Annotated in this window: 10 protein-coding genes and 1 riboswitch; of the genes, 7 read left to right on the plus strand and 3 right to left on the minus strand. The window is 33.4% G+C overall.

Features of this window, described 5'->3' with window-relative positions; genetic code table 11:
* Nucleotides 1-129: 129 nt before the first annotated feature.
* On the minus strand, nucleotides 130-744 hold the full coding sequence (locus C8C87_RS01440; protein WP_099713600.1) for a deoxynucleoside kinase: 615 nt from the start codon (nucleotides 742-744) through the stop codon (nucleotides 130-132).
* Nucleotides 744-1,535 carry a hypothetical protein gene (locus tag C8C87_RS01445; protein ID WP_121340872.1) on the minus strand — a complete coding sequence of 264 codons (792 nt, stop codon included), beginning with the start codon at nucleotides 1,533-1,535 and terminating at the stop codon, nucleotides 744-746. Before C8C87_RS01445 ends, C8C87_RS01440 begins: the two co-directional genes overlap by 1 nt.
* A gap of 114 nt (nucleotides 1,536-1,649) precedes the next feature.
* Here C8C87_RS01445 and C8C87_RS01450 point away from each other — a divergent pair, with 114 nt between their 5' ends.
* From C8C87_RS01450 to C8C87_RS01460, 3 genes are read left to right on the plus strand one after another with little or no spacing between them, the layout of a single operon-like run.
* A complete protein-coding gene (locus tag C8C87_RS01450) occupies nucleotides 1,650-2,540 on the plus strand; it encodes a GLPGLI family protein (protein WP_121340873.1) in 891 nt (296 codons plus the stop codon).
* Between the two features lie 20 nt (nucleotides 2,541-2,560).
* A complete protein-coding gene (locus tag C8C87_RS01455) occupies nucleotides 2,561-3,400 on the plus strand; it encodes a GLPGLI family protein (protein WP_121340874.1) in 840 nt (279 codons plus the stop codon).
* Nucleotides 3,401-3,437: 37 nt separating this feature from the next.
* Nucleotides 3,438-6,140, plus strand: coding sequence for a carboxypeptidase-like regulatory domain-containing protein (locus C8C87_RS01460; RefSeq protein ID WP_121340875.1), 2,703 nt, complete (start codon nucleotides 3,438-3,440; stop codon nucleotides 6,138-6,140).
* Between the two features lie 134 nt (nucleotides 6,141-6,274).
* Here C8C87_RS01460 and metK read toward each other — a convergent pair whose 3' ends face one another.
* Nucleotides 6,275-7,525: a methionine adenosyltransferase gene (metK, locus tag C8C87_RS01465; RefSeq protein WP_121340876.1), complete on the minus strand. Its 1,251-nt coding sequence runs from the start codon at nucleotides 7,523-7,525 to the stop codon at nucleotides 6,275-6,277.
* A 760-nt stretch (nucleotides 7,526-8,285) separates the two neighbouring features.
* On the opposite strand from metK, the gene C8C87_RS01470 reads away from it, so the two are divergent.
* The 4 genes from C8C87_RS01470 (at nucleotide 8,286) to C8C87_RS01485 (ending at nucleotide 12,944) form a co-directional block, all read left to right on the plus strand.
* Nucleotides 8,286-8,495, plus strand: coding sequence for a hypothetical protein (locus C8C87_RS01470; protein WP_099713594.1), 210 nt, complete (start codon nucleotides 8,286-8,288; stop codon nucleotides 8,493-8,495).
* A gap of 231 nt (nucleotides 8,496-8,726) precedes the next feature.
* Nucleotides 8,727-8,864: riboswitch (SAM riboswitch) on the plus strand.
* A 78-nt stretch (nucleotides 8,865-8,942) separates the two neighbouring features.
* Nucleotides 8,943-9,905: an alpha/beta fold hydrolase gene (locus tag C8C87_RS01475; RefSeq protein ID WP_233549986.1), complete on the plus strand. Its 963-nt coding sequence runs from the start codon at nucleotides 8,943-8,945 to the stop codon at nucleotides 9,903-9,905.
* A gap of 19 nt (nucleotides 9,906-9,924) precedes the next feature.
* Complete coding sequence (thrA, locus tag C8C87_RS01480; protein WP_121340878.1) at nucleotides 9,925-12,339, plus strand: bifunctional aspartate kinase/homoserine dehydrogenase I; 2,415 nt, start codon at nucleotides 9,925-9,927, stop codon at nucleotides 12,337-12,339.
* A gap of 179 nt (nucleotides 12,340-12,518) precedes the next feature.
* Nucleotides 12,519-12,944: an OsmC family protein gene (locus tag C8C87_RS01485; RefSeq protein WP_121340879.1), complete on the plus strand. Its 426-nt coding sequence runs from the start codon at nucleotides 12,519-12,521 to the stop codon at nucleotides 12,942-12,944.
* The last annotated feature ends 42 nt before the right edge of the window (nucleotides 12,945-12,986 follow it).

Below are 12,986 nucleotides of genomic sequence, written 5' to 3' on the forward strand. Positions count from 1 at the left end.
GGTAAACTAAGGGCGGTAAAAGTAAATTAGCTTGACTTTTATTTAAGCTAACAAATTGATACATAAAGATATAAAAATAAAAAATGCCTCGCAATTGTGAGGCATTTTTGTTTGTAGGATGGAATGGTTTTAGAATAATCCGTTCAATTCGGCATCGATACGGTTAAAAATATTTCCTAAATCTTCAGGATTGTCAACAAAATTTATGTTGTCAACGTCAATAATTAATAATTTTCCTTTGTCGTAGGTTTGAATCCAACCTTCATAACGTTCGTTCAAGCGACTCAAATAGTCAATAGAAATTGAGTTTTCGTATTCACGACCACGTTTGTGTATTTGTCCCACTAAATTAGGGATAGAACTTCTTAAATAGATCAATAAATCAGGTGCTTTAACCGTAGATTCCATTAATTCAAAAAGAGAAGAATAATTCTGGAAATCGCGATTGGTCATCAAGCCCATTGCATAAAGGTTAGGAGCAAAAATATGAGCATCTTCATAAATAGTTCGGTCCTGAATGATTTTTTTACCGCTTTCTCGAATTTGCATCACCTGACGGAAACGGCTATTCAAGAAATAAATTTGTAAATTAAATGACCAACGTTCCATTTGATGGTAAAAATCATCCAAGTATGGATTGTCAACTACATCTTCAAAATGCGGTTCCCACTTAAAATGTTTCGCTAATAATCGAGTTAAAGTTGTTTTTCCGGAACCTATATTTCCTGCTATTGCTATGTGCATTACGGTATTGTGATTTTATAATTTGTAATTCCTGCTGATGTAAAAATAGATAAAATTTGGTCCTTGTAACAGAATTTTTTAAACGTTTTTTCTGAAATTTCAATTTCAGTTTTTTTACCTTTTTCTACATCTTCTAAAATCAAAATGGAGTTCTTGGAATAGAGAAACTGGTTTTCGTTAATAATAGTAACAGAATCATAATCAGGAATTATTCCCTTACTTATTATTTTTCCAAAAATATCACATACGTACCAGTTGTTTTTATTATCAATCCAATGAAAGACATTGAAATCCGAAGAATAATTTTTGATATTTTCTGTAAAAGGAACCGAAATGGTTTTGTAGTTATTGCTTAAATAATCATAAAGTCCCAGTTGCTGATTCATAGTATTGTAAACCCACAATTGATTTTGAGAAGCTATTCCAATTGCTGAAGCTACAATAGGAATCGTATGGTCTGAAAAATTGATTTTTTGAGTTTCATTCAATTGATTGTCCAATACAATAACACTGTTGAAATTTTCGTAAAACAATACGATTTTAAGTAGATTTTGCAAGTCAACTGTAGTGATTTTACCCAAAGAAATATTTTTATATTCTAAAGTATCTCGTTTGCTGATTTTAGAAAAAACATTGTTTTTGATGGTGTAATAAAAACCAAACGAATCGTATCCTAAAAACGCATCTCCATCAAAACGAATGAAGTCAATTTTAGTTGGAGTCAATTTTTGGTTCTGACTCGATACTACTGAAAAAGAGGCGATAAAGAGTAAAAATACTAATTTCTTCATGAAAGCGAAATTACGATTAAACCATATACAATTATGATTGTCTTATTATTATTTTAACAGAATACTTGTAACAAAAATAGTATTTTTCAGTCTTATTTATTAAAATCCAAAAGTATGTATAAAGTAATTTTCACATTAGTATTAGCAGTCGCATCATTTATGGGACTTCACGCTCAGGAATTTCAAGGAATGGCAGTTTACGAATCGAAAACGAGTACTTCCGATTTTAAAACGCGAATGGAAGGCAATAAGGAGATGACTCCGGATATGCAAAAAATGATAGAGGAAAGAATGAAGAAAATGTTCGAAAAGACGTTTATTCTTAATTTTGATAAATCGGCATCGATATATAAAGAAGAAGAAAAATTAGATACTCCTGGTCAAGGTGGTGGCGGAATGAGAATGATGATGTCTATGACCGGAGGTGGCGGAACGTATTATAAGAACGTAAAAGAGAAATCATATACTGTTGATAAAGAGTTCATGGGAAAAGAGTTTCTTGTAAAAGATTCGTTGCCTAATTTAAAATGGAAAATGGAAGGTGAAACCCGTGTTATTGGTGGTTACAATTGCTTCAAGGCAACTGCTGTGCGTCCTGCAAGTAAAACCGATTTTAGAAATTTCAGACCCAAAAAAGAAGATGCCGCAACAACAAAACCAGCGGATGCTACTAAGAAAACTAATCTTATGGATGAGTTGGACATGCCGAAAGAAACTATAATTACAGCTTGGTATACGCCGGAAATCCCAGTGAATCAAGGGCCGGAGAACTATTGGGGATTACCAGGTTTGATATTGGAAGTAAATGACGGTAAAACGGTTATTTTATGTTCGAAAGTAGTTTTGAATCCTAAAGTTAAAACCGAAATAAAAGCGTCAACGAAAGGAAAAGTTACTACTCAGAAAGAATTTGACGAAACCGTATTGAAAAAAATGGAAGAGTTCAGAGAGATGAATCAAGGACGTGGCGGAAATGGCGGAATGCGAATGAGAATTGGAGGGTAATAAACGTTTAAATAAAAATCATGAAAAAATCTACAATTGTTTTGTTTTGTTTATTGGCAGTACTTGGTGTAAGCGCACAAGAATTCCAGGGTAAAGCGGAGTATTTTTCGAAAACAATCATAAAGCAAAAAGTTAAAAACTCCGATAGTAAGATTGAAAAAGATGTTGAATTTGATAAGATGATTCAGGAAGCTTTAAAAAAATCTTCTGAAAAAAAATACTTATTTATTTTTAATAAACAAGAAGGGCTATATGAACAAATGGAAGAATTAGAAAAACCTGAGATTGGGAATGCGACAATGTCTATTAAGGTTACTTTTTCAGGCGTTGGAAAAAAATACATAAACCTCAAGGACAAATCAAAAGTTGTAGAGGATGAGATTTTTGGTAAAGAATTTCTAATCGTTGATACGCTTGAAAAGTTAAATTGGATATTAGTAAATGAAACCAAAAAAATTGGTGATTATTCTTGTTATAAAGCAGAAGTTACTGTTCCTGTTACTGAAAAACAAAAGCAGGAATATCAAGATTTTCTAAAAAAACAAGAGAAGAAAATAAGTCTTTTTCCTATGGAAGAACCCAAAGACAAAGTAATAACAGCATGGTATGCTCCTGAAATACCAGTGAGTCTTGGTCCTCTGAACTACTGGGGTTTACCAGGATTGATTTTAGAAATCAATGAAGATGATGTGATTATTCTTTGTTCTAAAGTAACTTTGAGTAACAAAGAAGTCGCTAAAATTAAAGTTCCGAATACTGGTAAAAAAGTTACTCAGACTGAATTTGATGCCATCGAAAAAGCAAAATTAGACAGTATGAAAGACAAAGATGGAAATGTCATTTTTCAAACAAGTCATTAAAAAAATGTATTTTTTATCCATTCCATAAAACCAATCAATGAAAAAAAAGTGTTTTCTTTTGCTAATTTTATTTTCAACAATTTCCTTTGCGCAATCCGTTAAATTAGAAGGCCTCATAACCGATTCAAAAACAGTTGGACTTGAAATGGCCAATGTAATGGCAGTAAATAAAGCCACAAAAGCAATGGATTCTTACGCCATAACAAATGATAAAGGAAAATTTCTTCTTAATCTAAAACCAAATACTGCATATAGCTTAAAAATCAGTTATTTGGGAATGCAGAATAAAGAGTTGGAAATTACCACAACTTCAGAAAATAGCATTAAAAATATTGCCCTTGAAGAAGGCGGAATCGAATTGGATGGAGTCGAAATTGTCCGTGAAATGCCGGTTTCGATAAAAGGAGATACCATTGTTTATAATGCGGATTCTTTTAAATCCGGAACAGAACGAAAACTGGAAGATATTCTCAAAAAATTACCCGGAGTTGAGGTCAACGCTGATGGCGAAATTGAAGTCGAAGGGAAAAAAGTGTCCAAATTAATGGTGGAAGGAAAAGATTTTTTTGATGGTGATACGAAGTTAGGGGTCAAAAATATTCCAGCTGATGCCATTGATAAAATCCAAGTGTTGCGCAACTACAGCGAAATTGGCGCACTAAAAGGAGTGGAGAACAATCAGGATAATGTTGCGATGAATATCAAACTTAAATCAGGAAAGAAAAATTTCTGGTTTGGAGATATGACCGCAGGAATAGGAGTTGCACACGAGGAAAGTCGCTATTTGATCAACCCAAAGTTGTTTTATTACAGTCCAAAATACAGCATCAACTTAATCACGAATTTCAATAATATTGGGGAATTGCCGTTGACAGTTCAGGATTATTTTAAATTCACGGGTGGTTTTAGAGGCATGATGCAAAAAGGTGGTTCCAGTTTTAATGTGTCCTCGAATGATCTAGGAATTTCACTTTTAAGGAATAATCGCGCCAAGGAAATTGAGACTAAATTTGGAGCTACAAATTTTTCATACAGTGTAAATAAAGCGTGGACGTTAAGCGGTTTTGGGATTCTTTCTTCTTCTGAAACAGATTTAGAAACAAAGTCACAAACGAATATTTTACTGCCTAATTCTTCTGAAATTCTTTCTACAGAGAATCGTCAGGAAACGGCAAATCAAAAAAATAATTTGGGATTATTCAAATTGAGTTCCAGTTATAAACCCAGTGCGAGGTTTCAATTTGATTACGATGTTTTAACCAAATTATCAAAGCAAGACGAGAATAATTCACTGTTAAGAGAATCTGTTGTCAACAGTAATTCGAATACAGAAAACATTAATACGTTAAAAAAACAAGACCCGATTTCGGTAAATCAAAACCTGAGTTTGTATTTTACGCAAAGTGACAAGAATATTTTTGCTTTCGAAATGCAACATTTGTACCAAGAGGAAGATCCTTTTTACAATGCTAATTTACAATCGCAACCGTTTAATTTAGCCGATTATATTGCTGGGCAAAACAGAAATAACATCAACCAAAGTCGTTTTGTAAAAACCAGTAAGATTGACGCTAAATTGGATTATTATTACATGGTTACCCCAAAAAGCAACATCAATGTTACGTTAGGAAATACGTATTCCCATCAAAATTTCAACTCCAGTATTTTTCAGATATTGGATAACGAAACTGTCAATAATTTAGATGATATTGCCAATACAAATGATGTAAATTACAATTTCAATGATACGTTTTTAGGATTGCATTATAAGATTTTGAGTGGCAAATTTACCTTTACACCAGGAGTAAGTCTGCATAGTTACAACATGACAAATGAGCAATTAGGAACCAGTAACAGTCAAAATTTCTTCAGAGCATTACCTGATTTCTTGGCTATTTATCAAATCAAAAAAGCGGAAACATTAACCTATAATTTTTCGTATACCAATAATTTTACGGACATAAATCAACTTGCTGAAGGATTTGTTTTCTCTAATTACAACAGTTTGACTAAAGGAAACCGACTTTTGGAAAACGCTACCGCACAAGTGCATTCCTTGCGCTACTTTAAATACAACATGTTTAATTTTGAGAATATTACTGCTTTTGCAAGTTATTCAAAAAGAGTGGATGCTATAAAAACCCGTGCTGTATTCAACGGAGTCAATCAAACGTCATCTCCTTTTAATTCTGATTTTGCCGATGAAACTTTATCCGGAAATGGTTCGTACGGTCGTTCTTTTTTAAAGAATTACAAAGCATCTTTAGGAGCTAATTTGAATTGGTCAAAATTCAATAACATTCAGAATAATGTGTTATCAACAAACGAGAGTTTTACCCAAAGCTATACCTTGAAAGCGTCAACAAATTACAAGAATATGCCTAATTTAGAGTTGGGATATAATATTGTAACCAACGATTATAATAATACTACTTTTTACACCGAAAAACCTTTTGCGAGACTGGATTATTTCTTTTTAAAGAGTTTCTCTTTCGTTGCTGAATATGAGTTTTATCATTATTATAACAACACGAAAACGGTCAATAATGAATATGATTTCTTGAGCGCCAGTTTGATTTATCAAAAGAAAGGCAGCAAGTTAGAATATAAAGTAAGTGGAACTAATTTGTTGAACACAACCTCATTAAATGATGATAATTTCAGCCAGTTTGCCACCAGAACTTCGCAATATACCGTTCAGCCACGCTATGTAATTTTCTCTTTAAAGTATAACTTGTAGGAGCTATTCCTGCTGTACATTTCAATCTTTCTTCAGCAAAGGATTTCTATTTCCTCCCGAGACTTCGGGAAGGGCTAAAAAAAAACCCGCAATCCAATTGAATTGCGGGTTTTAGATATAATTTTTTTAGATGATTACAATCCAAAAGCAGTTTTAACTTGGTCAACAAAATCTAGTTTTTCCCAAGTAAACAATTCAACAGTAACTGTTTTTTCGTTTCCACCTGGAGCAGAAAAAGTTTTAGTAACTGTTTCTGGAGTACGTCCCATGTGCCCGTAAGCAGCAGTTTCGCTATAGATTGGGTTTCTTAATTTTAAACGTTGCTCAATAAAGTACGGACGCATATCAAAAATGGCTTCTACTTTTTTGGCAATTTCACCATTGGTCAAATTCACTTTTGATGTTCCGTAAGTGTCAATAAAAATACCCATTGGTTTAGCAACCCCAATTGCGTAAGAAACCTGTACTAAAATCTCGTCAGCAACACCCGCTGCAACTAAGTTTTTAGCGATATGACGCGTAGCATAAGCGGCACTTCTGTCTACTTTACTTGGGTCTTTTCCAGAGAATGCACCACCACCGTGAGCACCTTTTCCACCGTAGGTATCCACAATGATTTTTCTTCCTGTCAATCCAGTATCTCCGTGTGGTCCTCCAATTACGAATTTCCCGGTTGGATTAATATGGTATTGGATTGCATCATTGAATAAATGTGCATGTGTTGGATTTTTTGCAATAATCCTTGGAATCAATATTTCAACGATGTCTTTTTTGATTTTTGCAAGCATTGTAGCTTCTTCGTCAAAATCATCATGTTGTGTTGAGATTACAATAGCATCAATACGAGTTGGCTTATTGTCATCGCTGTATTCTAAAGTTACTTGAGATTTAGCATCCGGACGCAAATACGTAATTTCGTTATTTTCACGTCTTAAAATAGCCAATTCCTGCAATAATTTATGAGATAAATCAAGTGCCAATGGCATATAATTTTCCGTTTCATTAGTAGCATAACCAAACATCATTCCTTGGTCACCAGCGCCTTGCTCTTCTGGATTTTTTCTGTCAACACCTTGATTGATGTCAGCAGATTGTTCGTGAATAGCAGAAAGAATTCCACAAGAATTAGCTTCAAACATGTATTCGCTTTTTGTGTAACCAATTTTCTTGATTACATCACGAGCGATTTGTTGCACGTCTAAATATGTATTTGATTTTACTTCACCAGCCAAAATTACCTGGCCAGTAGTTACTAAAGTTTCGCAAGCTACTTTTGAGTCAGCATCAAATGCCAAAAAATTATCAATTAATGCATCCGAAATTTGATCTGCAATTTTGTCTGGATGTCCTTCGCTTACAGATTCTGACGTAAATAAATAGGCCATAATAATTATTATTTTAAAATTAAGCGAGAAAAAATAATTGCTGAAAAGGACTAAAGAAGAGTTTCTGCTTTAGCATTTTTTCTACTGAAAAATTTTCAGTATCCATAATGAATTGATTTCATTATGAAGAGGTTGCAATCAGTTCAAATTTTTCCTCTTGTATTCGGGTGCAAATGTATGAAACCATTTTGAATTGCAAATTAATCTTAACTTTTTTTTGCTCATAAATCTTTTCATCTACTTATATAAATACAAAACGGAATCTTGGGTTCGTTTTTCTTTGTATTTTTTTTAAAACTTATTTGGAAAATTCAGAAATAGTTAGCATATTTGTTACAACAAAAAAAGAAACATGAAATTTAATGTGTGTAATATGTCAAAAGCCATTCAGGAAAAGTCCTGTGGGTCGTGTATTGCTTAAATTTAAATTCAAATTTATATAGCAAAAGCCTCCCAAAAAAATGGGAGGCTTTTTTTTTGAACTCTATTTAGCTGAAAATAAAACAATATTAATCATAGAATGAATAACCTGAAAATCCAGAATACAAATAATTTTAAAGTCAAAAATATGATTTGCGCCAATGCCATTATGTGCGTTCGTGTCTGTTGATTCCAAAAGTATAAGTTATAACACAACTTAAAAAACCCTTTTGGATACGCATCTAAAAGGGTTTTTTTATTCAGATTAGTTAATAAGCATAGAGAATTTCAGAATTCAAAAATAATTTAAAACAAAACTAACATCATAAATTAAAAGATTATGAGCACATCAAAACATTTCCCAAAGGCATTTCGGTTACTAAAAAGCTTTAGTTTTAGAACCAAAACTAAAAAGGAAATCGATTCAAAAAATGAATTGACTAATCCAAGATTTGAAATTTCAAAAAATGATCCTTTGGCACAAAAAATAGTGCCGAGTTCATTGCTGTTCCAAATGTATTCAAAAGAAAATGAAGAACTTTTTATTTAAAAAAGTGATGGTTGTTTTAGCTTTTGAATCTTTGATGGTAAATCTCAAATTATGATTTCGACGAAAGATAAAACCCTAATATGGTGTTTTCTCTTTCGTCGGGATAATAATTATGCGTGCGATTTTTTCAAGTCAATTTGCAATAAATCAATTAGAACCAATTTGATAAAAATTTGGTTGTTTAAAAAAATAGTAGTTAATTTGTGCCTTTAAGTTCAAAAACGTATTGAAATGTTATAAAGAAAGGCAGAGGGATTAGACCCGATGAAGCCTTAGCAACCCTTCGATTTATCGAAGAAGGTGCTGCATTCTACCTTTATTCTGTCCCGAATCCTCGGGATATTTCAGAATCTAAAGGAAAGATAACACAAAGAATTCTTCTAGTTCACTTCTAGCTTTCTTTCTAATATTTCCAGACACAAATCAAAAATCATAAAAGATTTGAAATTGGAAAATAAACCAACATCTATTACCGTACAAAATTTCACCACCGAAAGTGGGGCTTTTTATCCTACCTTAAACTTAAGTTTTCAAGTTTTTGGACCGGCTTTACATACCGCTCCAATCGTTTTGGTAAATCATGCATTGACTGGAAATTCCCAAGTTGTGGGAGAAAAAGGTTGGTGGAATGATTTAATTGGTGCGCACAAAACTATCGATACCAATACATATACAATACTGGCTTTTAATGTTCCGGGAAATGGCTTTGATGATGCCGTTATTGAAAATTATTCGGATTTTACTACCAGAGATATTGCCAGAATTTTTATTGAAGGCATTCATTTTCTTAAAATCAAACAGCTTTATGCTATTATTGGCGGTTCTGTTGGCGGAGGAATTGCTTGGGAATTGGTTGCTTTAGAACCAAAAATCACGCAACATTTAATTCCTATCGCAACCGATTGGAAATCGACAGACTGGTTAATTGCCAATTGCTTTTTGCAGGAGCAAATTCTAAAGAATTCTTCAAAACCTATTGAAGACGCTCGAATTCATGCCATGCTTTGCTACCGAACTCCAGAATCTTTTACTGCAAAATTTCAGAGAACCACTAATGAGGAATTAGCCATTTTCAATGTTGAAAGTTGGCTGGATCATCACGGTAAAAAACTTCAAAAACGGTTTCAAATTTCGTCTTATAAAATGATGAATCAATTGTTGAAAACGATAGATATTACCAGAAACAGCAATTCATTTGAAGAAATAACGTCAAAAATTGAAGCTGATATTCATATCATCGGAATCAATTCTGACTTGTTTTTTACGGCAAATGAAAATAAAGCGACTTACGAGGAATTAAAAAAATATAAAAATAATGTCACCTATCAGGAAATCGTTTCCATTCACGGACACGACGCTTTTTTGATAGAATACAAACAATTACACAATTTGCTTCAGGATATATTCTAAGCCAAAAAAACACAACACAATGAAAATATTAAAATTTGGAGGTAAATCTTTATCGAATGGCGACGGAATAAATAAAGTAGTTGCAATTATTACCGATAAAGTAAATCAAGGAGAAGAAATTGCAATTGTAGTATCGGCACGTGGAAATGCTACAGATGAATTAGAAGAAATTTTAGGTATTGCTTCTAAAAACGGAGATTACAAACCCTTTTTTGAGGACTTTAAAAAATACCAACAAGACGATTACCAAGAGGTAGATTTATCTGAGGAATTCAATGTCTTAGAAAAATTATTCGAAGGCGTAAGCTTAATTGGTGATTACAGCAATAAAATTAAAGACCAGATTTTATCAAAAGGGGAGCTGCTTTCTGCAAAATTACTGACGGCTATTTTAGTTGAAAATGGAATAAATGCTCGTTTTGCGGATACTCGCGAATTGATAAAAACAGATTCGAAATTTGGTGATGCACAACCTTTGGAACAAATTTCGAAGAAAAATGTCATCAACTATTTCAAACAAAATAACGGAACTACCGTGAATATTGTTACCGGTTTCATTGGTTCTAATAATAATAATGACACGACCACTTTAGGAAGAAACGGTAGTAATTACACTGCTTCACTGATTGCGAATTACTTAAATGCTGACGAATTACAGAATTATACACACGTTGACGGAATTTATACCGCAAATCCTGAATTGGTGCTTGATGCTAAGAAAATCGACCATTTGACTTTTAACGAGGCGAATGAGTTGGCTAATTTTGGAGCAACAATTCTTCATGCAAAAACCATTATTCCTTTGTTGGAAAAAAACATTCCACTTCGTATTTTGAACACATTCAACCACGAAAATAAAGGAACATTAATCACATCCAATTCTAATAAAGAAGGAATTAAAACACTTTCGGTACTTGAAAATGTATCATTAGTTAATCTGGAAGGAAGAGGATTGCTGGGAAAAACTGGCGTTGATGCCCGTATTTTTAGAGTGATGGGAGACAATGATATCAGCGTAAGCATCATTTCTCAAGGTTCTTCAGAAAGAGGAATTGGTTTGGTCGTTGCCGCTGATAAAGCGACTAAAGCAATGATTGAATTAGAAAAAGAATTCGAAAATGATTTCTATTCAAAAGATGTGAATAAAATTACGGTAACCGATAATGTTTCGGTAATTTCTATCATTGGACAGGATTTGAGCACGTTTCACAAGCCATATACGGCTTTGATAAAAAATAAAATTGTCCCGATTCTTTTCAATAATACCGTTACCGGTAAAAACGTGAGTTTGGTTGTGAAAAAATCGCAACTGAACAAAGCCTTAAACGTAATTCATGGAGAGATTTTTGGAGTTTCAAAGAAAATCAATATCGCTATTTTCGGACATGGATTAGTAGGTGGAACGTTGATTAACCAAATATTGGAATCGGCAGCAACCATCGAAAAAAGGAAAGACATCAAACTGAATGTTTTTGCTATTGCCAATTCAAGTAATGTACTTTTAAATAAAAATGGCGTTACTCCAAATTGGAAAAACGAGATTCAAAACAATGGCTTTTCTTATACTATTGACGATGTAATTGCTTACGCAAATGAGCATCATTTGGAGAATTTGATTGCGATTGATAACACCGCAAGTGCCACATTTGTTGAGAATTACATTCCTTTGGCAGAGAACAGTTTCGATTTGATTTCTTCTAATAAAGTGGCCAATACGTTGAGTTATAGTTTTTATAAAAAATTGCGAAAAGTATTAGCGGATAATCAAAAGAGTTATCTTTATGAAACCAATGTTGGTGCGGGATTACCGTTGATTGATACAATTAAATTATTGCATCTTTCTGGTGAAAACATCACGAAGATTAAAGGTGTTTTCTCAGGAACATTGAGTTATTTGTTTAATAATTTTTCTGCGAAAGACGTTCCGTTTAGCGAAATATTGAAAGAAGCTATTGATAATGGATATACTGAGCCAGACCCAAGAGAAGATTTGTGCGGGAATGATGTAGGTCGAAAGTTATTGATTTTGGCAAGAGAATTAGACTTACAAAATGAGTTTGAAGAAATTGATATTCAAAATTTAATTCCAGAACATCTACGTGAAGGTGATGTTTCTAGTTTTTTAAATAAATTGACGGAATTTGATCCAATTTATGCTAAAATAAAAGCCGAACAAAAACCAAATCACGTATTGCGATACATAGGTGAATTGTCAGGTGATTTGCAAAATGACAAAGGAAATCTGGAAGTAAAATTAGTTTCTGTACCCTCAGAGACGGCTTTAGGCGGATTGAAAGGTTCGGATTCTTTCTTCGAAATTTATACAGAATCGTATGGAGACAGACCAATTGTAATTCAAGGCGCAGGTGCAGGATCAGCAGTAACGGCAAGAGGCGTTTTTGGAGATATTTTGAGATTATCAGATAAAGGGTAAAGATTTAAGATTGTGGATTAACGATTTTTGATTTCAGATGTAAAAAACAAAAATCCGAGTTTTTGCGATAGCAAATCCGTTTTATCCGCGTCTGAATAAATATAATTAATTAAAAAAGGGACAGCCTCCAGTCTTGGCTCCCTTTTCGCCGTGGCGAAAGGGTTGGGGAGGGGATTAATATGAAAATAACACTAAATAGAGTAAACGACAATTTCCACTTTGAATTAAAAAACGAACGTGGTCACATAGTAAATGTAGATAGCCGACCAGAATTTGGCGGAAACGATATGGGCGCAAGTCCAATGGAATTGGTATTAATGGGCGTTGCGGGATGCAGTGCCATTGATATGATTTCGATTTTGAAAAAACAACGTCAGGAAATCACTTCTTTCAAAGCCGAGGTTGAAGGGGAACGTGTACAAGTAGGAGAAGCGAAACCATTCAAGGATATTACAGTAGTATTCTTTTTGGAAGGTCCTATTAATGAAGAAAAAGCAGCGAGAGCCGCACAACTTTCTTTTGAAAAATACTGCTCGGTTTCTAAGACATTAGAGCCAACCGCAACGATACATTACAAAGTAGTTTTGAATAATAAACCATTATAGTTTAATTAAAGATTGGATTTGAATATCCAAACAACTTTAAAC

It is taken from the genome of Flavobacterium sp. 120 (assembly GCF_003633605.1).
Lineage (GTDB): Bacteria > Bacteroidota > Bacteroidia > Flavobacteriales > Flavobacteriaceae > Flavobacterium > Flavobacterium algoritolerans.